Raw genomic sequence first — 20,884 nt, forward strand, 5'->3', positions numbered from 1 at the left:
GTTACTTATGATGACATCTATACACGAATTGTTGAAGAAAGAGGCGGAAGCCGTATTAAATATTCCGGTTTCGGATGCTTATGAGAAGGCTGTAGCTCTGATTGTTGAGCAAGTACATAACAAAAGGGGTAAACTGGTGACTACCGGAATGGGAAAAGCCGGACAGATAGCCATGAATATTGCTACCACATTTTGTTCGACCGGCATTCCGGCAGTATTTCTGCATCCCAGCGAAGCACAACACGGAGACTTGGGCATATTGCAGGAGAATGATTTGTTGTTGTTGATTTCTAATTCCGGTAAGACCCGCGAAATAGTGGAACTCACACAATTGGCTCATACGTTGAACCCAACGCTGAAATATATTGTTATAACGGGAAATGCGGATAGTCCGTTGGCTCGTGAGTCTGATATTTGTTTATGCACCGGACATCCCGATGAAGTCTGTGCATTGGGTATGACTCCCACCACTTCTACTACCGTGATGACGGTGATTGGAGATATCCTGGTAGTGGAAACCATGAAACGTACCGGTTTTACCATTGAGGAATATAGCAAACGTCATCATGGAGGATATTTGGGAGAACGTTCGCGCGAGTTGAGTAAATAATCAATCTCCTTTGGGATGAAAATATTCAGGCTGTTATCTCTGCTGCTGGTTGTATTATTGGCTTCTTGTCTGAATAAGAAGAAGTCGGCAGATACCGGTATGCCGGGAAATGAATCTCGGTATGTGGTGTTGGCTTATGTTACTTCATGGGGAGTAAGTACTCCCGAAACATCGTGCCTGACTCATATCAATTATGCTTTTGGGCATGTGGCGGATGATAACAAGGGAATACGGATAGATAACGAGCCTCGCCTGCAGATGATAGTGGGTTTGAAAAAGGAAAAACCTTCTTTAAAGGTCTTATTGTCTGTGGGAGGCTGGGGTAGTAGCCGTTTCAGTGAAATGGCGGCCAATGACAGTACTCGTACTGCTTTTGCTGCCGATTGCAGAAGAGTGATTGATAAATTTGGATTGGATGGTATTGATATTGACTGGGAGTATCCGGGTAGTGGAACGGCCGGCATATCTTTTTCTTCTGCCGATAAGGAGAATTTTACTCTTTTGATGCGTGATGTCCGGCAGGCTGTCGGGAAGGACAAACTTCTGACGATAGCTACTGCTGCCACCGGGCGTTATTATGATTTTAGAGCTATCGAACCGTATGTGGATTATGTAAATATTATGGCCTATGATATGGAAGAGGCGCCTTTTCATCATGCTGCCTTGCATTGTTCGGACATGACGGAGGAATGGTCGTGTGAGAAGGCAGTGGCCGGGCATATTGCCGGTGGTTTTCCGGTACAGCGTCTGGTATTGGGGATTCCTTTCTATGGACATGGAACCAACGAGGCGCCTGAGTCTTTGGATTATCGCCATATCATATCTATCGACAGTCTGTATAGTCGCTGGGATAGTGTGGCACAAGTTCCTTATTTGGTTAATTCCAAAGGAACAGTCGTCGTGAATTATGAAAATGCCCAATCCATCGAGCTTAAATGTCGCTTTCTGCACCGGCAGGGTATGCTGGGAGCTATGTACTGGGATTATGATAGCGACGATGAAATGGGCACTTTACGACACGCTGTTTATCGCGGGGTTATGCAACTTCCTTGATTCTTATTTTTGTCTATTAGCTCTGTAAAGCGGATAAGCCGCTTGGAGAATCTTGTTTTTCAGCAAGACCGGATAGTCGGGGTGTGCAGCAAAGAATGCTTCCACTTCACGATACGCTTCAGGACTCCGATGCTGGGAGAGCAATGCATTTACCCAGTTTTTGGGGAAGAAAATATCTCCGGTACGTTGTACATCCAACAAAGCTTCCAATGCCGGGCGGATATATTTTATCGAATAACTTTCTCTGGCCGGATGGTTCAGATAACTTAATACGGTGGCAGTCCAAGGCTCTATTCTACGATTTTCTGCTAACATTAAAGACCGGAATAAAGCATCAAGTTCCAGTGTATCGGGGGTGACTGCACGTGAGATAAAGTCGAATTCACGTAAACGGTCGGGATTTTTGAGACGTTGACGCTGGGTGGTCAGAAGTGTTTTGCTTTGCTCCGGCATACGAAGTGAGAGAATATACACCAAAGTTGTATAGTCTCTTTCATTCAGTTGCTTGTCGGATTGATTTGTCCAAATGCTGTAGAGCTTTTGTAAGCTTCGGTCAGATGTAGCGTTTTGAATCAAGCTTCGTAAAAGCTGGATGCGGCAAGAGGGAATGGTGTGAGTTTCGCTAAGGCGGAACATTGCTTCTTCCATTTCTTGTTTCTTTTCAAATGTTAATGTGCGGAGAGGATTTCCCAAATAACCGATAATGGTTGAGGCTATTAAAGGATTCTTTTCTTTACTAAGTCCGGTTAACAAACTGCTGCTCCATTCTTCGTCTGTGAAATGTTTGGCTTGATAATTCTCATACAGAAGCATAAGCAAGGCTTCTCGTGCGGTGTCATCGGCTGTTTCTTGCCAATGTGCCAGCAGCCATGGTAGTGTATGACTGTCGGGTATGAACAGACCATAACCACGGCCGTCTGTGTTTGGAAGAATATAGCGGACGGGGAAAGGCAGTGGTAATGTGCATAAACTGTCGGTCAGGTTGACTTCCAGAATACTATCCCGTTGCTCACCACATAAAGTGACATGGAAGCGCTGGGGCCAAGTGATTCCCCGGTGGTAAGGGTCTTCTTGACAGATTTGCAGTTTCCCGTCTTTTTGGGCAAAACGTATAGTGGGCATTCCTTTTTGATTTACCCATACATCACTGAAAGCAGCCAAATCTTCTGCCGTTTTGTTATCCAAAATGCGTATCAGATCATTCCATGTGGCATTACTGTAGGCATATGTGTTGAGATATTCCCGGATTCCTTCTCTGAACTTGTCTTCTCCCATCAGTTCTACGAGTTTTATCATCATCACGGGAGCTTTATTATAGATGATTTGTCCATAAATCAGTCCGGCATTTCTTAAATTGTCCAACGGCTGGCGGATGGAGGTCGTACCGGGAGTACGATCTTCCGAAAGTGAAGAAGCAGTGAATGTTTTAATCCGGTTCAATTGATGATTAATGTCCGGGTATAAAGGTTCGCTGATGCAGGCGGCGAAGTAGTTGGCAAAAACTTCTTTTGTCCATACATCATCAAACCAGTTCATTGTAACTAAGTCGCCAAACCACATATGAGCTGTTTCGTGTGCAATAAGTTCGGTACGTCTCAACTCTTCATCAGGGGTAGGATGCTCACTCAGAAACATCTGATTGTCGTTATATAAAGTAGCGCCGGTATGCTCCATGCCTCCGTATTGAAAACCGGGTAGAATGATGAAATCATATTTGGCAAACGGGTAGGAGACCCCGGTATAATCTTCTAGCCAATGGAGGGAAGCCATAACTTGCTTGAAAATAGTATCTAATTGTGCTAATTTCTTCGGGTCTGTTTCCCGATAGTAAGCCGAAATCTTTCTGCTTCCTTCCTTATATTCTTGTTTTTCCAGCTTTCCGGCAACAAATGAGAACAGATAAGTGCTTAATGGCTCGGTCGGAGCAAAATAAATGCTTTTTCTTCCTTCACGTTCTTCTTCCTTATTAATATAGGTGTTGGAGACGGCAACCCATTCAGACGGGATGTCCAATTGCAGTGTGAAAGAGGCTTTGAGGTTAGGTTGCTCAAAACACGGAAAAACGGTTCGCGCCCTGTCGGGTACTAACAAGGTATACAGGAACTCGTCGTTTCTGTTCAGAGACTGATTGCCGGCAGTAAAGCGGATATATATGTCGTTCTCTCCTTTCTGTGTTGTATTCTTCGGCAGAATAATATGTTCGTTACGGAATTCATAAGATGTCGGCAGTCCGTTTGCGGATACTTCTTTTATCTTATCCGCTTCTTCTCTGAAATCGAGGATAACCTCTTGTGCTTTGTTCAGCCGGAACCGAACGTGTATCTCTCCCTCTACCGGCATTGATTTTTGTTTTGGAATAGATAAACGAAGGTCGTATTTCAATTCATTGATTTCTTGTTTTCTGAGTTCTGCCAATTCCTGCGAAATTCCTGAGTCATAAATACGAGGATTTTGGGAAGCCGGCTGGCAGGCATTGAGCAGACAACACATTATAATAATAATTTCGTAGTGTATTTTCATCGTTTATAATTTATCTTGGTTATCGGCTGCTATTTTACGGATTCCCCGTTGAGATGCAATGAAAGCACCTCCCAATACTCTCCGTCCATCGTAAAATACGGCAGACTGTCCCGGAGCAATGGCAGAAGCCTCGGAATAGAAACGCACCAGCAAGTGTTTTTCGTCAAGAACAGCTACACGGCAAGGGATGGGCTTGCTTCGATAACGGATGCGGACAGCTAAATCTTTGCATTGCATCAGTTCCTGCATATCGGTTATCTGATAGTCTTCCACCAACATATATTCGGTTTTCAGCTCTTCTGCATCTCCCAGCATGACGGTGTTTTTCTCTGCATTGATTCTTAATACATAAGCCGGACGACCTAAGGCTATTTCCAGTCCTTTTCGTTGTCCGATAGTATAATAAGGAAAGCCTTTGTGTTGCCCTATTTTTAACCCTTTATTATCGACAAACCATCCGGGTCCTATTTTTGTATCGATATCCGGGCATTGAGAACGAAGAAAATCACGATAGTCTCCTTCGATAAAACAGATTTCCATACTTTCGCCTCCCTGTGCTTTTGTTTCAAAACCTTTTTGACGAAGATATTCCCGTACTTCTTGCTTGGTATATGTTCCGAGTGGAAAGATGAAACGGCGCAGAATTTCCTGTGGAAGTTTCCACAGGAAATAAGACTGGTCTTTGGTCATATCATCTCCTGCTATTATATATAGGTGTCCGTTATGTTCTTCCAGACGGCAATAATGACCTGTAGATATGTGGGCACAATTAGTCTGGTCTGCCCATTCGCACAGAATACGTTCTTTGAAAAGCGGGTTACACATTACACAAGGATTAGGAGTGCGTCCTTTCATATATTCGTCAATGAAATGCTTGACAATAACTTCTTTAAATTCTTCACGTACATCGGCTACATGATGTTCTATACCTAATTTTCCTGCCAATGCCCGGGCTTCGAGCACATCATCGGGTTCTGTCTGTCCGGGAGTGGAGAATTTTGAAGGTACATCCCATGTACGCATTGTTACTCCTACCACTTCATATCCTTGTTCTTGCAGCATGATGCAGGTGGCGGAACTGTCAATCCCGCCACTCATGCCTACCAATACTCTTTGTTCTCTACTTTTCATCGTTTGTTGTTTAAAGAAACAGTTCCGGTTCTCTTCGGGCTGCACATTTCTCGTGCAACATTGGAGTATAAGGGGTATCAAATATGCGTGCTCCGTTAGGACACTCTTTTACACAGGCGCAACATTTGATGCATTTCGCTATTTCAGTTTCTATCTTTCCTTCTTGATTAAGGTAAATGGCGTGTGTGGGGCAAATTTCAATGCACTCGCCACAGGCAAAACATTCTTCTGTACATAGAGGAGCGGCCGGGGTAGACGGCGCTACATAGCGATAAGGAACGTTACCTTTGATAAAGAAATCGGCAGGAGCCTCACTGTTCTTGAGCTTTTTGAGGCAGTCTTTACCAAACTGCTCTGCTATTTGCAGGTCGTTAGCGTCCGGTCGTCCTTCGGCAACAGGCATTCCGGGGCGGCTGTAACTATGTTCCCCGATGAAAGCTCCGGCGGCAAGTGGTGTAAAACCTAAGCGGGTTGTCTCATCTCTTAGTTCGACTAATGCATCTTCATAATCCCGGTTGCCATAAACGGCAACCAAAACAACCGGAGCATTTTCTCCTTTTAATCGTCGGATTCGCTGTAGGGCAATAGGTGCCACTCGGCCGGCATAAACTGGCACTGCGATAATAGTCAGTGCATTCTTAATTTCAATAGGTGTGATACTCTCATCAAGTGTCAGGTCTGTTTCTATTCTGCGTTCCATTCCTATACCATCTCCGATGGCACGAGCTATTTTCGCCGATGTATGCGTAGGCGAAAAGAATACGATATGCGTTGTATCTACCATAGCAATTATTAGTTGATTGGGAAACAAAGATAATGAATTTTGTTCAAAAGCATGAATAATCCTTTTCAAGATATACTGTTGCTATGCATTATGTATAAAGGATTCTTTTATTATAAGTCAAAATTAGAGAATAACTTACTAGTTGTAAACAAAATCGATATTTTGTTAAATGATGTTGTTCTGTGAACAAAAAAATAGGTAAATGGCTGCTTTCGCAACTTTTAGTCGGTAATTTGAATGATTGTTATGTTAGAAGACATATATCTTCTTTTTTCTGAAATTTTAAAAGAATGTTTTTTTGTTCTTTTTGGGTACAATAAAGTCATCTCCAAGTTTGAACTTCCTATGTTACATGGGGGTTACGTGCATCAACTTTTATATATATAATAATGTGTATAGCCTTTCTTCCGGTTTATTTAATGTGTGACAGTATGCATTTTCTACGCTTTTACAGGTAAAAAATATGTGAATATTCCTATTTCTTAAAAAAATCCTGTGTTTTATAAATATTTTTAGTGGAAAGTGTTGCAGAATAGAGTAAAATGGGTACTTTTGTCCGATGAAATTATGGCTATTATAGAAACTGACTAAAAAATGATGGATGCCCTTTTTCGATTACCGAACAATGATCTTTCTGCCGCTTTACAGAAAGATAAGCTGTTTAAGGAAGTGGAACAGCAGTGGAATACTGTGTCGTCTGAGGAAGGAAACTCTAGAAGAAAGGTCGATTATGAAATCTATAAAAGTATTGTGTATAACTTAGAAGTAAGAAAAGTATTTCTAGATCCAAAGCTTTCTTTGGTGAAGTTTAGTTCAATAGTCGGCACGAATACTACCTACCTGTCGAATGTCGTCAATCATTACTTTAAATGCAACTTTAAACATCTATTAAATAAGTGCCGTGTAAAATATGCAAAACTCTTATTAGACAAGGGTAAGTATACCCCGGAAGAGCTTGTCAAGCTCTGTGGATTTACATCCAGAAGTGTCTTCTATTCTGCTTTTACTAAAGAAGTTGGCATGGTCCCTTCACGGTACCCCGATAAATCATTCAAAATTCCTTTGAAATACGATTGAGTCCTTTGATTAATAATAAACAATTGAGTTTTTAAATTTATAAATTTAAAGTTTTTCTATTATGAACAAAAAATTTTTAAGTGCAATCCTGTTCGGAACCTTAATGGTTACCTCGGCAGGAACATTTGTATCTTGTAAGGATTACGATGACGACATCGATAATCTTCAGGGACAAATTACTGCAAATGCCGATGCTATTAAATCTTTGCAAGAACTTGTAAATGGCGGTGATTATGTGACTGGTGTAGAGAAAACAGATGCCGGTATTGTGTTTACTTTCAGTAAGAGTGGTTCTAAAACTATTACACTGGACACTGCAGAAGATCATGGTCAGGTCTTTGAATTAAAGAATGGCGAAATCTACGTTGATGGCAAAGCAACCGGTATAAAGCCTGCTGCAGATGCAGAAAAGGCTCCAGTAAAGGCAGTTGATGGAGTTTGGGAATTTTTGAATGCCAATGGCGAATACCAATCTACCGGTATACCAGTATCGGGTGTGACTGTGGTTGGTTCTCAAGCAGATGGCTTTACTTTAACCATTGTGGATAAAGACGGAAAGTCAACAGAAGTAAAAGTTCCTTCTGCAGCTTCACTTATTACTTCAATCGTTTTAAAAAATGATGCATCTACCAACGGATTTGTTATTAGTAAAGCTACATTTACTAAACCTAGCAAATGGGCCGGCAAAAAAGAATTGCCTGCTGACAAATCAGTTGTCTATTCTTCTTCTACTATTGATATTCGTGTCAACCCGGTAGATGCTCCTGCTACGGAAGCAAAATATTATCTGACTAATACAAAGAACCAAACTTTGAGTAATATTGCTTTAGATGCTGAAGCAGAAAGTGCTGACGATGCAATTACGATTGGTGGTATCAACGGTCGTGCAGCTAATACCGGTAATGGACTGTTTACGTTAAGCATGAAGCAATATATCTTATCAAAGGATGATGCTAAAGCATTTGACAAAGAATTAACAGATAATGCAAAGGCTCGTGATATGGATAATACAAGTGTTACAAATTTTAATGATTGTGTAGCATTTGCTGTCAATGCAAACAACAAGGCACGTTCTGCTTACAATTTACCTATTGGAACTAAAGTAGCTGCTGATTTGACTAAGATTCAAGTGAAAGATATGGCTTCTTCTGAGGCTACGTTAGCTGCGTCAAATCCTACTAAAAAAGAAATCACCGTTGTTGTTGGTAAAACATATACTATTAAAGAAATTGCAGATGAAGCCGGATTAATGTACGATATGTATTTCTCATTGGCAGAAGTAGACAAAAAGACTTATGGTGTGACTTATGATGATTTGACTCATACATTTACAGTTGCCAATAACCCGGACGTTTCTACTGCTGCAACAGGTTTTGACTTGACTATCAATACATTGTCAACTAAAGGCCAGGTTAAAAAGGCTGTTTATACAGTTAAGTTGAGTTCTGCTATCGAAACACCATCTACTTATGAAGCTATTACTTATGATGTAGCCAAATTAAAAGATACTGATGCTTCCAATGATGCATTTACTCTCGATATGGACATCATGAAGACAGCTCTTGGTGATAAGTGGGCTCAATGGGCTAACACCGTAGGTCTTGATAAAACAGCATGCGCTATTTATACAAAGGCGGATTGTAGCGATACTCCTAAACAAGTTGGAGTAACTGGTCTGAAGATTACTTTAACCGCTTCAGATAAAACAACTCCAGCAACGGTTAATAACTTAAAATACATTGTTGTCAAAGTAGATAAAGCGAATGCTGATGACTTGAAACTTGATAAGCAATACTACTTGAAGGTTACATTCAAAGATAAGGTAGGTACTGCAGAAGTCAACAATATCGTTGTTCCTGTGACATTTACAGCTCCTTCTGTAGCAAGCCAATTTGAATTGAAGCCTGGTTACGTTGTAGATGGAACTATCAATGCTTACTATTACGATCTTACAGAGGATACAAAGAAGAACATTGCATTGAGCAGATATTTTGCAAAATCTGACGCTAATGCAGTTGTTGCCCTTGATACAGAAAAAGAAGTTAAGGCTAAGGACAATCACTCTTATCGTTCTGGCGGTTTGGCAACATTGAGTGAAGCTACTATGGCCGGAAATGTAACATTGAATGCTTCTGCTACAGACAAAGACGGTGGCAATGCTGTCGCTCCAGATGCTACTACCGGTAAAGAATTTGGTTATGGCGAAACTCTGACTGTTAAAGCAACGAATGATAAATATTCTGATACAGGATGGACATATAGCACAGACAGCAAGAAAGCTTATAGCTTCACTATCAAGATTATGAGCCCGATTATGGAAGGTACGGTCAAACCGGTTGAAGGTTCTACAATCAAAATCAGTGCCAATAGTACTAAGGGATTTGACATTACCAAGGCTATGATTACCGGTGTAGACTACAATAAGAATCCTTATAATGTAGTACCGGATAAGGACGTTACTTCCGATCCGACTAATCAAGTAGACAATACTGTGAAGGCTTGGGATAATGAGCAGATTGCAAATGTATACGTAACTAAGAAAGGTGACGATAATACTTATATCAAGGATATAACTTTGATAGGTCAAAAAGCTAAAACAGCCGATGCTGCAGCTGTTGCAGGTGCTATTAATGTAAAAGCAGATCCTCTGCCTAATGAACAAGAAACAGCTATTATTGTAAATGTGAAAGATGCTTGGGGCTATACTATTTCTGAAGAAGTTTCAGTAACTATTCTGAAAAACTAATAATTTAGTACCTCATATAAATGAAAAAGCACCCACAATTATGGGTGCTTTTTTATTTATACATATGAAAAGCCTGTTACTTCTTATATTCAATTGTCGCCTGAGTTTTGATTCCTGCGTAGTCTGTGAAAGTAACCACCAGTTCACCTCCCTGACCTGCATTCAAGCCAGTAATTTTCACACCGGTATCACCTGCTTCCAAAGTAACACTACCACCTGCACTTTCTGCAGATTTAGCGAAGCCAACTTTGATTGTTGCACCTGAAGTGGCATTAGCTGTAGAAACTTGATATCCGCCTAGTTTATTAGAGGCACTTGCAGATGCAGGGATAGCAGTGGTACTTACTGCAATTTCTTCATCACCATATTGCAATGCAAGACCATTTTTCGGTTTGTTTGCAGTTTTGTCTTCTGTGAGAGCTGCAATAATACCGTCTGCATTAACAGCAGCTACTGTACCTGCAACACCGTTCGTATAGTAAACCAACTTAGCTTTGTTGAAAGCAGGAGCAAGTTTCATGGTAAACTCTTTAGATACTGAGATAGTATTGTCTGCTGCAGCATTACTTGCACCTGTCAAAGCATTAACTGTTACAACTTCCTTGTTGGCTTTTACTTTGTAATCAGTAGTTTTAAGGAAGCCATCTTTAACGACGTCTGTGAAAGTAATTGAAGCTGCCTCTTTAACCTCACTATTATCAACTGCTGCTTTCTTGTATGTATAAGTATAGCCCGGCTGAGCATCAGTCATACCAGTACCATCAGCCTTTTTGTTAATAGTATACAAGTTAGTTGGCATTGTAAATGCAGGACTATTACCTGAGTTATCAATTACAGAACTTAATATGCCTTCATTCCATCCTGCATATTGATTTGCAGTATAATAGTCATCGAATTCAGGTTTAGAAACTGTTACAGGAACAATTACCTTCTTCAATTCATTACCCTGAGCATCTTTCAATGTCAAAGTCAAATTGAATGTACCGTAGATGTTTGCAAGGTCTTTGGCTGCTGTTGTATACTTGCTGCCAGTATAGTTCAAAGTAATAACAGCTTTGATAGCATTGCGTGCAGCAATTGTTGCAGCACCGCCATCTGCTTTCTTGAATGCAATAGCAGTGTTTTCAGCCACTTTATACAATCCATCACCAATAGAAGTTGCACTAGTCAGAGCAAAGAAGTTACCGTCTGCAGTAGTTACAGTTGTTTTAGTTGCATCTGCATTCTGAGCGATGTTTGCATCCAAGTTGGTAAAGATAGTACCCAAATCAACAGAGAACGAGTTCACTGTGCTGATTTTGATGCTAACCGGAGCAACAGTTTCTGTCTCAGATACAGAAGCACCTGCAATCGTAAGGACAACGTCCTTTTTAGCAATCTTGCCTGTGATATCAAGAATGTTAACAGTAACGCTTAAACCGAGAGTTGCAGCAGCAGTAGCAGGAACAGTAATGTTCATACCGTCTACCGTGATACCCTTGGCTTCGGCTAAAGTTTTACTTGCGCCTTCGAATGTTAAATAAGAATCATAAGCCTGAGCTGCAGTAGCGGCATTAAGTGACAAAGTAGAAGTTCCTAAAGCCACGTTTGCACTTGCCAACCCAATATTGGCTTTATTATAAGCCGTGTTAGTCTTGCTTTCGTTTACGGTCTGAGTGTCAATAACATATTCATATCCTGTCATTACAGTACCGTTCACAGCCAAAGCATATTTCACGTTTTTATCTACACCGTTTACTTTCTTGGTGAAAGCAGTGGCAATATTGTCAGCGGTAACTTCATCGGTCATTGCAATAGCCAAATTCCATTTTCCGCTAGGTGAAGCGGCACGATCGGTTACATAGTCGCCTTCTGCAGCTGTAGCTGTAACAGTAACAGGAGCTGTTTTGCCATCGATGTCCACCAAAGTCAATTCTTGTGCACCCAAATCATAAGAAGCGGGAGTAACAGTAGCAGTTTCACTTCCCAATTGACCAATCAAGAGTTGCCCTGCAGCCACATTGCCTTTCTTACCTGCCCAAGTTACATCGGCACCGGCTTTTGACCATGCGATATTTTTACCTGAAGTCCAATTGCTCGGAGTTGCATTAAGTGCTGTCAGAGCCGAAGAAGAAGTCGGCAGGGTAATTTCCTGCATCACGCCTGCTTCATTGGGGATGTGCAGAACCACCGAATCGCCTTTCTGTACAGCCCACGCGTTACCTGACGCCTTATATTCAGACTTCACGAATGCCTTGGTTGCATCATCATAGAAATACCAGAAGCCGTCCTTTACATAAGGAGCAGTGCTTTCGCCCTGGGGAGTAGTGCCTGTAGTGGCAAAGAAGCCTGTAGGAGTACCGTCGATGCTGATTTCACCTGTTGTCTTGTCGATGACAACCGTGCTGCCTGCAGGTGTGCCGGCAATAGTCAGGTTGTAAGAAGTACCGTCGCTGACAGATACTTTCAAACCGCCCTCTACAGATTCAATCTTGGTTACATAAGCGCCACCGGTGGTGACTTTCGATTCAAGGTCTGAAAGCTTTGACTTGATATCGGTCAACTCCTTGTTGATGTTGTCGATGTCATCGTCATAGTCTTTACAAGACACAAACGTTCCTGTAGAGGATACCATCAAGGCTCCGAACAGGATTGCACTTAAAAATTTTTTGTTCATAATAGAAAAACTTTAAATTTATAAATTTAAAAACTCAATTTGTTTATCGTTTTTAAAGGACTTGGTTTCATTGATTTATATGACCTGCTGTTGATGTATTTCATTCTTTCCCAATGAGTTTTCCATTGTCCCGGAGAAGCCGGAACAGGTTTCCGCAGCTTTTTCCCTCCGCTTCCGGTAATGTGCCGGTGGAATTCCCATTATTTTACCGAATGCATCATAGAACACACTTCTGGAAGTGAACCCGCAACGCTTGTCAAGCTCGGTGATATCGCATTCGTTGTGGTCTATCAGGTGCTTGGCGTGAAGGATGCGGTATTTGTTCAGCAAGTGTTTATAGTTGCATTTAAAGTAATGATTGACGACATTCGACAGGTAGGTAGTATTCGTGCCGGTTGCAACAAGAGGATATTACGTTGATTATCAGTGGTATTTGAGAAAGAGAGGCAATTCGGGATTTATCCCTTATTTTGTATAGATTCCATATAAGCATTGGAGGTATTCCACAATTTCATCAAAAGAAATAATATTAACAGGCAAGGGAAGAAATGGGATGTTATCAGAGTAAAACGAAAGAGGCATACAATCCTCACACTAATGTTATACTGTCAAATAAAAAAACGTTTTTCATCTAAAAAAGATCGTTGTTTTTCGTTATTATCATGTTTCCGTAAAAAGGGAAATAAATCCCATAAATAAAATGTCCCTCCTTCTTGTCCGGTTCCCCTTAAAAGATTATCTTTGCTAAGGATAATAAAATTTTCTGTATCTGCCTGAATGACAGTTTAGAGTAGAAAAGAAGAAAGTTATTGGTAACGATTTAGCGACAATGTAACTTCAGTAAAGTTCTGTGCTTTGCATTTCGTCAAACAACTCTTTGTGCAAAGGTAACGCAAAAAATGAATATAGCAAGAGAAGTTCTGCAAAAATCTAAAGATTAAATCATTACTCTTTTTATAGGCATATTAGACCTTGTTTAAATCCGAATACCATTACCCCATAAATAGGGCAACCGTATTCAGGTTATAACATAGCCATAGAACAATCCCCTGCCAGCAGTGAACAATCACTTGCAGGCAGGGGATATTTCTTTTTCCGGCTATGCGAACTTTCTTATAGTACCATTTACTTGATGACCTCTTCAAAAGCCGTGTCCATCGCTTCGTAATGGTCACCATCGTGCAGGCTTAAGGCGGCGACAAAACTGTTTAAGGTACGAATGGCATCCAAACGATGCTCCGTGCTTTGTTCTTCAATATTACTCAATACATCTATTGCCGTAGTCAGATGTCCTTTCAATTCTTGTAATGCTGACAAATCCTGAATCGGCAATAAATAGAAAAGTTCATTACTGCCCAAAGATTTCACGATGCCTTGTAGGGCTGTTGCTTGTAGTTTCATATGGTTATTATATTAAAAATGACGTAACTCTGCCAATCCACAAACTCAAGGCATCGCCAAACGCCCAATGCAAGATGAACCGGCAGGTTACGTCAAGATATAACCTTTCCAGTCCATTTACTTCTTGCATTTGGAAATTGGCGATTTCTGAGTTTAAGTAAACGAACAAATTACCACGATGCTATTTGCATCGCTGAGTGCAAAGATAGAAAAAAGAAAAGAATATATCTTCTCCTACCATTTATTTCTCAGCGAATGATATACAAATCAATGATTTGAGGAAATACAAGTACCATAGTAGGCAACTACTATGGCATCAATATAATACAATTCCAAATCTGCCTCTTCATTCGTTTACCTCCATTTGACTGATTATACATTCTATCGCATCAGTCATTTTCGTTACATGGGCAAAGGTATTTACGGGTTCTTCACGGACAAACAAGGTCGAGCCGCAAGCGGTTCTGATAAAAATCTTCCTGCCGTACTGCGTCCGGAGAGTATTTTTCTCATAAACCTTGTTTGTCCTAAACCCTACACCATTATCGCCCCTGAAACGAAAACGACCGACCCGACAGAAAGACGCATAAAAAAAAAGTCGGATAACCGAGAGGCAGATAAAATAATTGAAACTCAACTCCCTCACCTCTTGAATCCGCATAAACTTAAAAAACAACAGCGATGAAAACAAGGTATAAAATAGCAGTATTGGCACTCGTTGCCGTAGCAGGTTCAGCCATTTTGGGCGGTAGCTTTTGGTGGTGGTTAGTGGGAATAATGGCAGGCAAGTTCATAATCCGTTTGGTCTTTACCATAGCGTTGGCGATAGTCATTTACTGCCTTGTTTATGCCTTAATCATCGGTGGAATATTTTGGTTACTCATCTCTTAAAGCATACAGATATGGAAATATTGCCTATTGCAGTAAAATTCGTCAGTTGGGACGTAAGCCCTCTTGACACATTGAAGAACAGCCGAGCATATATGCTTCGTGAAAAACTTAATGGAAACGGAAAAATGGATAGAACCGAGAAAAATTGGCTTGCAGAAAATATAAAGAACAATTCCTATTTCCGTACCGCCATTCCTCTAATGGGGTATCGCTTTGATTTTGCAGATGTTCTCCGCAAATACCTTGTCAATCAGTACGGGCAATGGAGTGAGTATTATGCCCCCGATAAAACAAGCCTTCGCAATGCGCTTTACGGTACAATTAACAAAATAATAGAAATCAAATAATCACAGCACCATGAAAGAAGATTTAATGTTTTGCCATTTAGGTAACGGAGTAACAGTATGCGACAGACAGCGAAGAAAATACGGGGATTATATGAAAGTGGCGCATATCTCATACAATCGCAAAATACAGTACTATGAACCGTTAAGCGATGCGGCAATGGAACGGATAGAGAACTTTGCCAAGAATGATAACATGACAGTCAGTGTTACCCAGCCTTATCCCGTATTAGAACCAATTATCAACAAATAGTAACCATAGGGCAGGTTACCGCCTGCCCGAAATACATAGCAACATGAAAGTATCAACCCATTTCCAAACAGAAATACAGAGTTATTTAGAACAACGTGCCGAGTATGACGAATTATTCGCCCGTTCATACCGCAACCCACTAAAGAACATAGAAGATTGTATAACCTATATTTTGAACTATGTTCAGAAAAGCGGTTGCAACGGTTTCTCTGATGATGAAATATTCGGGCAAGCCGTACACTACTACGATGAAACCGACATTGAAGTAGGCAAGCCGATAGACTGTAAAGTGATAGTCAATCATCACGTTGAATTGACGGAGGAAGAAAAGACGGAAGCACGTAAGGAAGCTATCAAGCGAGCCGAAAACGAGGCTTACAGCAGAATGACGAAGCGCAAGACTGCCCCTAAGAAAGAGAGTATTAACAGCAATAACGGACAAATGACACTTTTATTCTAAGATTATGAAACCGAAAACGAAGATACAGAAAGAGGTTTTTGCATTGAGCAAGCGATTACCCGAAATCACCGAGATACAGACAAAGTATGCTTTCCGTCATTGCTTTGAACACGTCGGGCGCAGGTCTGCCAAAGGTATTGTTACCTGCACCGAGTGCGGACACCAATGGCAAGGAAACGGGGCATTGGCAGACACGCTTTGCGGTTGCACCTGCCCTCATTGCGGAATGGAACTGAAAGTCCACACCACCCGAAAACGGGTATTCAAAGAAATTGAATATTTTTCCATGATTACCACCTGCAAAGGCTATCAAGTGATACGTTTTTTCTTTGCAAAGGCTTATTACAAGGTCGGGCAACCTGCCGAATATACCATTGACGAAGTGGCACAACGCTGGATTGCCCCCAATGGTAAATTTGAAACGATTGCCCGATTGAGAGGTATAGCTTTCATCTATTATGACTTGTGGCAGGAAGGCAGTTCAATGGAAATCCGCAGAAACCACAGGGTATATGACATAACTCCTGCCTGCACTTATCCGAGAATAAGAGTAATCCCCGAACTCAAGCGTAACGGCTTTAAAGGGGAGTTTCATAATCTCCAACCGTTTGAGCTATTCTGTGAACTGTTGAAGAACAACCAAGCGGAAACGCTGATAAAAACGGGACAATACAGTCTGCTAAGTTATTTCATACACCATTCGTCTAAAAGTATCTCCACCTATTGGAATGCCATCCGCATCGCAACCCGCAACGGCTATATGGTAGGTGATGCAGGTATATGGTGCGACTACATCGACCTGCTCCGCTATTTCGGAAAGGACACGAACAGCCCGAAATACATTTGCCCTGCCGATTTGAAAGCCGAGCATGACCGCCTTGTACGAAAGAAAACAGAACGTATGGAGCGTGAACGGATTGAGAAGCAGAAACACAAAGCATTGGAAAATGAACAGCGTTTCCAAGAACTCAAAGGCAAATTCTTCGGTATCGCCTTTACGGACGGTACAATCCAAGTACGGGTATTGGAAAGCGTATTGGATTTTTTGGAAGAGGGAACAGCCATGCACCATTGCGTGTATTCCAACGAATACTACCTCAAGCCCGACAGCCTTATACTTTCTGCCTGCATAGACGGCAAACGGGTAGAAACGATAGAAGTGTCGCTCAAAACACTGAAAGTTCTGCAAAGTCGTGGCGTTTGCAATAAGAACACCGAATACCACGACCGTATTATTGAACTTGTAAACAAGAACAAACGCCTTATCCGTAAACGGATGGCAGCATAACACATTTATATTATAGAATATGGAAACAACATACGAAACGATAATAGTAACATTCGATGAAAGCATTGAAAAACTGAACGGCATATTCGATACTCCCCAAACATGGGGAGCATCCACTCTCAAAGAATGGATAGAGTCTTATGAAAGCACACGCTTCACGCAGATTGGCGATAATTCGGCAGTAATCACTTCCAAATACAATATGCCATCCATTATAGTGTGGCTGCAACGATATACACCGATAACGATATGGAGGGAGAGATAAACCATGTACACATTATTCATAGGCTTTCGGAAGATAGACGTATTTCCGACCATTCGGGAAGCCAAGAAATTTGCAACAGAGAGTGAATTAATTGGCGTGTTCACTCTTATAGGAGATAATTATCACGATAGTTGGTACAAATTTTAATCAGTAAAAGACATGAAATCATTAAACAACAACGGAGTATCCACCTGCATGGCAGGACAAGAAAACTATGTGTATTTTAACCTGATGCCCCGATTGCGCAGGAAAAGCAGGTATTGCCAATACGATTACCGCCATGAAGAAGACGGTGAGTTATTCTCAACAGTCGCCCCAACATTGGAAATATGCAGGCAGCGCAGGGATGAATGGCTAAAGAACAAGGAGGGCAAATAATGGTAGCAAAGACTATTTTAGAACAGCTTGGCAGCGGTAAGTTTATTGCCATGACGGGAAGCAAGGAATTTATAGATTTGGGAAACGGGTTAAGAATGAACCTTGCAAGGAACAAGACTTCCGCCAATCGGCTTGAAATCATTTTGGATAGAGAAACGGACACTTATACTATGAAGTTCTTCCGTCAGACATTCAGCAAAAAGACATTTGAAGTATCAAAAAAGGATATTGCGCTGCATGAAGGTGTCTACTCAGATATGCTGGAAGAAATGTTCACTTCGGTTACAGGACTGTACACAAGACTATGACAGAACGGGCGGTGAAAACCGCCCGGCACTACTTTTGACAGTGAGCAGGCGGCTCAAAAGTAGCAAAAAGCCCTCGTTAAACCCTCTGAATTTTCAGAGGGTTGTTTTTTATGCCGTTATTTTTGGCTGGTGAAACGGCAAATTCATATCTTCGCACTGACAACGATTTGCAGGACAATAACATATAGAACTTCATGGGAGTAAAGAAAGCAATATTAGAGAAATGGATGGTGGCGCAGAAGAAGCACCATCTTTCAGACAAACATGTGCAAATGGCAAGGGAACTCGGCTTAAATCCCGATAAGTTGGGAAAGATTGACAACCACACACAGGAAACATGGAAAGCACCGTTACCGCAGTTCATCGAAGAGATTTACTACAAACGCTTCAAGCGGGAAGCACCCGAAACGGTCAAGCCTCTGAAGCAAATCATGGCGGAACAGGAAAAGAAAAAGAAGGAGCAGAAGAAAGCCAAAGAGATACGCCGGAAACTTCGTGATGAAAATACGGATGTTTCCGCAACGGATATAATAGACTGACACAAAAAACAGCCTTTTACGAAACAAGTCCGTAAAAGGCTGTAAAGTAACATGTTGCCATTCTATACAAGGCTATTCCAACTCTTCACCCCACAATTCCCTATCCGTCGGGGTATTCTTTAACACTCGTGCCATACACCCATAAAATAAGGTGAGAAATACCCCGTACCCGATAATCCAACTCATTCTTCCCCCTCCTTATCCGAATCATTCTGAAACGAGAAACTCAAATCGAACCTTTGCCCGAAACTATCCCATACCGTCACGTCGATAGTTTGCTGGTCGGTACTTTCGGAGGTATAATACAACCGGAACGCTTCTTTTTTCAACGGGTAGAAATCATTGGGAGCAAACACAGTCCCGTCGTCCATCCGCAGGCTCCCACGCCCGTCGGGTTGGAAGTAGGAAATGAAGAACTCCGTTTCCTTGTAGTTTCCCGACTTATGCAGTTGCAGACGTATTTCAGCCGTTTCACCCAGCTTGATGCGTTTCTGCACGGGCATGGTCGTCAGCGAAAAGTCGTATGCTTGCTGCACCTCTATTTTATCATCGCAGGAGGTAAATAACAATCCGGTCAATACCACCGCCAATATAGCTATAATCTTTACTTTCATGGTTGTAATCAGTTTATGATGAATTTTATTCCTGCCCCGAAGGTCAGGTGAAAATGTCCGATGGAACTGCCCCAAACCGCCCGTTCCCTTGCGTTGAGCAGCAACACCACCTTATCCGAGAGGTATGTTTCCAATTCCAATGTTACCGCCCCGCCATAGATGAACGAATCCTTATTTCGGAGTGTCGCCCCGTCCGGCAACAACTTGTCTCCCCACCGGCTCGTTTCATATCCGGCAAGAGCCGAGCCGCCAAGCGAGAGGAAAAACGTCTTGGAAGCATCCGAGAGGACTTTCAGATAGTAGCCGCCTTCCGCCGTAAATTGCGCTTTGGGTATCTGCAAGTCCTTATACTCGTATTGTTTGTTGAGATATTCCGCACCGAATACCCAGCGGTTGCCGTTCTTCGTATAGGTGGATAACCCCACACCGAGATAATAGTTTACAGGCTTCTGTACCCCGTCCACGAAACCGCCTCTGAGTTCCACACCACGCATACCCGGCAGGTAGCGTTGGGCGTTTGCCTGCCCCACAAGGGCAAGCAACGCTACAGCTACAAATAGATACTTCTTCATCTTACTTCACTTTCAGTTCGTTAATCACCCTTGCACGCACGATGTCCTCGTTCTCAATCACAAAGGACTGATGGCGACCGCCGGATTTCTCGTGCAATTCAACTACCACCTGCTTGTCTTCGGGAATGGTGAACTTCTCCATTGTGAAGACGGTGCGCTCATCTTTATGCCCCGCTACACGGGTGGCATAGTTATAAGCACGGAGCGGAAAAATTACCTGCTCCTGAATAGCGGTACGTTTTGCCACTTTCTTATCCACGATTTTGAACGTGATAAAATCTACATCGAACGGCACGTTGGACGAGTTCTTGATCTGCGTGTGGAAATACAGCAACCCGTTGTGCGTGTACATCCCACGCAGCAGGTATTGGATGCCGAAAGATTTCGCCCCGATATGCTTGATTTCACGCTTGTTGTTCTTGTGGATGGACTTCATAATCAGATGCACCAACTTCGGGGATTCACTGCCCAGCTCCTGCAAATAGATGTCGAGGGCATTGTTCGGACGGTTCACCGTACTGCCGTCATGAATAAAATCCTTCATCTCGATGTTCAGTAATAACGGCTCATCGGCGTACTTCACATTAAACGTGTAGAACGAGCCGCTTTCGGTTATTACTGAAAAATTGGTTTCCGTGCGGAAATTCTTTACCGTCGCTTTCACACGGATGACGTTTTCCGCACCGTCGGCTTTGCCCGCAATCAGATTGGGAGAACCCAAATCCACATAACGGACTGCGGACGGGAAAATGACGTGTACCGTCTTGTCATACGTCACTTCCATACCATAGGGCGGTATCATGCGGTCAAAAGTCAGCTTCTTGGTCAGCCCGTTATAATCGTCCCCCGACATTTCCTGCGGATAAGTGTCCGCTTGAAAAGTTACGACTTCCGTTTCCGGCTGTTCTACATTCTGTGCGTTCGCACCCATTACGCCCAGCGTCAGGGCGATAGCTAAAAATACTCTTTTCATTTTACTTTGGATTTTAGTGGT

At 42.1% G+C, this 20,884-nt stretch carries 22 protein-coding genes and 1 pseudogene; 14 read left to right on the forward strand and 9 right to left on the reverse strand.

Annotation, left to right across the window (positions count from 1 at the left end; translation table 11 throughout):
- The first annotated feature begins 7 nt into the window (after positions 1-7).
- Positions 8-610 carry an SIS domain-containing protein gene (locus tag HMPREF1534_RS00520; RefSeq protein ID WP_005945424.1) on the forward strand — a complete coding sequence of 201 codons (603 nt, stop codon included), beginning with the start codon at positions 8-10 and terminating at the stop codon, positions 608-610.
- 15 nt (positions 611-625) lie between these two features.
- Complete coding sequence (locus tag HMPREF1534_RS00515) at positions 626-1,663, forward strand: glycoside hydrolase family 18 protein (RefSeq protein WP_005945427.1); 1,038 nt, start codon at positions 626-628, stop codon at positions 1,661-1,663.
- A gap of 3 nt (positions 1,664-1,666) precedes the next feature.
- Here HMPREF1534_RS00515 and HMPREF1534_RS00510 read toward each other — a convergent pair whose 3' ends face one another.
- From HMPREF1534_RS00510 to HMPREF1534_RS00500, 3 genes are read right to left on the reverse strand one after another with little or no spacing between them, the layout of a single operon-like run.
- On the reverse strand, positions 1,667-4,183 hold the full coding sequence (locus HMPREF1534_RS00510) for a M1 family metallopeptidase (protein WP_018451872.1): 2,517 nt from the start codon (positions 4,181-4,183) through the stop codon (positions 1,667-1,669).
- 3 nt (positions 4,184-4,186) lie between these two features.
- Entirely contained in the window at positions 4,187-5,314 is a 1,128-nt protein-coding gene (gene mnmA / locus HMPREF1534_RS00505; RefSeq protein WP_018451873.1) for a tRNA 2-thiouridine(34) synthase MnmA, read from the reverse strand.
- Positions 5,315-5,324: 10 nt separating this feature from the next.
- Complete coding sequence (locus HMPREF1534_RS00500) at positions 5,325-6,098, reverse strand: 4Fe-4S binding protein (protein WP_005945435.1); 774 nt, start codon at positions 6,096-6,098, stop codon at positions 5,325-5,327.
- A gap of 597 nt (positions 6,099-6,695) precedes the next feature.
- Here HMPREF1534_RS00500 and HMPREF1534_RS00495 point away from each other — a divergent pair.
- Together HMPREF1534_RS00495 and HMPREF1534_RS00490 are read left to right on the forward strand one after the other, a co-directional pair.
- The gene (locus HMPREF1534_RS00495) at positions 6,696-7,175 is read left to right on the forward strand and encodes a helix-turn-helix domain-containing protein (protein WP_005945438.1); all 480 of its coding nucleotides are present in this window, start codon (positions 6,696-6,698) and stop codon (positions 7,173-7,175) included.
- 61 nt (positions 7,176-7,236) lie between these two features.
- A complete protein-coding gene (locus tag HMPREF1534_RS00490) occupies positions 7,237-9,921 on the forward strand; it encodes a hypothetical protein (RefSeq protein ID WP_005945441.1) in 2,685 nt (894 codons plus the stop codon).
- Between the two features lie 76 nt (positions 9,922-9,997).
- Here the strand turns inward: HMPREF1534_RS00490 and HMPREF1534_RS00485 are convergent, their stop codons facing one another.
- From HMPREF1534_RS00485 to HMPREF1534_RS00480, 3 genes and pseudogenes are all read right to left on the reverse strand, one after another.
- Positions 9,998-12,577, reverse strand: coding sequence for a hypothetical protein (locus HMPREF1534_RS00485; RefSeq protein WP_005945445.1), 2,580 nt, complete (start codon positions 12,575-12,577; stop codon positions 9,998-10,000).
- A gap of 75 nt (positions 12,578-12,652) precedes the next feature.
- Positions 12,653-12,964: pseudogene (locus HMPREF1534_RS19545) on the reverse strand (helix-turn-helix domain-containing protein); the annotation flags it as partial.
- 738 nt (positions 12,965-13,702) lie between these two features.
- A complete protein-coding gene (locus tag HMPREF1534_RS00480; RefSeq protein WP_005945447.1) occupies positions 13,703-13,978 on the reverse strand; it encodes a hypothetical protein in 276 nt (91 codons plus the stop codon).
- Between the two features lie 406 nt (positions 13,979-14,384).
- On the opposite strand from HMPREF1534_RS00480, the gene HMPREF1534_RS20815 reads away from it, so the two are divergent.
- The 10 genes from HMPREF1534_RS20815 (at position 14,385) to HMPREF1534_RS00440 (ending at position 18,704) form a co-directional block, all read left to right on the forward strand.
- Positions 14,385-14,663 carry a hypothetical protein gene (locus HMPREF1534_RS20815; RefSeq protein WP_005945450.1) on the forward strand — a complete coding sequence of 93 codons (279 nt, stop codon included), beginning with the start codon at positions 14,385-14,387 and terminating at the stop codon, positions 14,661-14,663.
- On the forward strand, positions 14,660-14,869 hold the full coding sequence (locus tag HMPREF1534_RS00470; RefSeq protein ID WP_005945453.1) for a hypothetical protein: 210 nt from the start codon (positions 14,660-14,662) through the stop codon (positions 14,867-14,869). The genes HMPREF1534_RS20815 and HMPREF1534_RS00470 overlap by 4 nt, the downstream gene beginning before the upstream one ends.
- An 11-nt stretch (positions 14,870-14,880) precedes the next feature.
- Complete coding sequence (locus HMPREF1534_RS00465; protein WP_005945456.1) at positions 14,881-15,216, forward strand: hypothetical protein; 336 nt, start codon at positions 14,881-14,883, stop codon at positions 15,214-15,216.
- A gap of 10 nt (positions 15,217-15,226) precedes the next feature.
- Complete coding sequence (locus tag HMPREF1534_RS00460; RefSeq protein WP_005832530.1) at positions 15,227-15,466, forward strand: hypothetical protein; 240 nt, start codon at positions 15,227-15,229, stop codon at positions 15,464-15,466.
- Positions 15,467-15,509: 43 nt separating this feature from the next.
- Positions 15,510-15,926, forward strand: a complete 417-nt coding sequence (locus HMPREF1534_RS00455) for a PcfK-like family protein (protein WP_005945459.1) — start codon at positions 15,510-15,512, stop codon at positions 15,924-15,926.
- A gap of 4 nt (positions 15,927-15,930) precedes the next feature.
- Positions 15,931-17,214, forward strand: coding sequence for a PcfJ domain-containing protein (locus HMPREF1534_RS00450; protein ID WP_005945462.1), 1,284 nt, complete (start codon positions 15,931-15,933; stop codon positions 17,212-17,214).
- A gap of 19 nt (positions 17,215-17,233) precedes the next feature.
- The gene (locus HMPREF1534_RS0119425; protein ID WP_018452705.1) at positions 17,234-17,479 is read left to right on the forward strand and encodes a DUF6956 domain-containing protein; all 246 of its coding nucleotides are present in this window, start codon (positions 17,234-17,236) and stop codon (positions 17,477-17,479) included.
- A 159-nt stretch (positions 17,480-17,638) separates the two neighbouring features.
- Complete coding sequence (locus HMPREF1534_RS20185; protein WP_005945466.1) at positions 17,639-17,857, forward strand: DUF3873 family protein; 219 nt, start codon at positions 17,639-17,641, stop codon at positions 17,855-17,857.
- Positions 17,857-18,165: a hypothetical protein gene (locus HMPREF1534_RS00445; protein ID WP_005945469.1), complete on the forward strand. Its 309-nt coding sequence runs from the start codon at positions 17,857-17,859 to the stop codon at positions 18,163-18,165. Before HMPREF1534_RS20185 ends, HMPREF1534_RS00445 begins: the two co-directional genes overlap by 1 nt.
- Positions 18,166-18,359: 194 nt before the next feature.
- Positions 18,360-18,704 carry a hypothetical protein gene (locus tag HMPREF1534_RS00440; protein WP_005945472.1) on the forward strand — a complete coding sequence of 115 codons (345 nt, stop codon included), beginning with the start codon at positions 18,360-18,362 and terminating at the stop codon, positions 18,702-18,704.
- A gap of 182 nt (positions 18,705-18,886) precedes the next feature.
- Here HMPREF1534_RS00440 and HMPREF1534_RS00435 read toward each other — a convergent pair whose 3' ends face one another.
- The 3 genes from HMPREF1534_RS00435 to traN are packed head-to-tail and all read right to left on the reverse strand — an operon-like array spanning position 18,887 to position 20,863.
- Entirely contained in the window at positions 18,887-19,318 is a 432-nt protein-coding gene (locus HMPREF1534_RS00435; RefSeq protein WP_005945479.1) for a DUF3872 domain-containing protein, read from the reverse strand.
- A gap of 8 nt (positions 19,319-19,326) precedes the next feature.
- Positions 19,327-19,890 (reverse strand): conjugal transfer protein TraO, encoded by a 564-nt coding sequence (locus tag HMPREF1534_RS00430; RefSeq protein WP_005945482.1) that lies wholly within the window; start codon positions 19,888-19,890, stop codon positions 19,327-19,329.
- 1 nt (position 19,891) lies between these two features.
- Positions 19,892-20,863, reverse strand: a complete 972-nt coding sequence (gene traN / locus HMPREF1534_RS00425; protein WP_005832548.1) for a conjugative transposon protein TraN — start codon at positions 20,861-20,863, stop codon at positions 19,892-19,894.
- Between the last annotated feature and the right edge of the window lie 21 nt (positions 20,864-20,884).

Origin of the sequence: Phocaeicola massiliensis B84634 = Timone 84634 = DSM 17679 = JCM 13223 (assembly GCF_000382445.1) — a bacterium.
GTDB lineage: Bacteria > Bacteroidota > Bacteroidia > Bacteroidales > Bacteroidaceae > Phocaeicola > Phocaeicola massiliensis.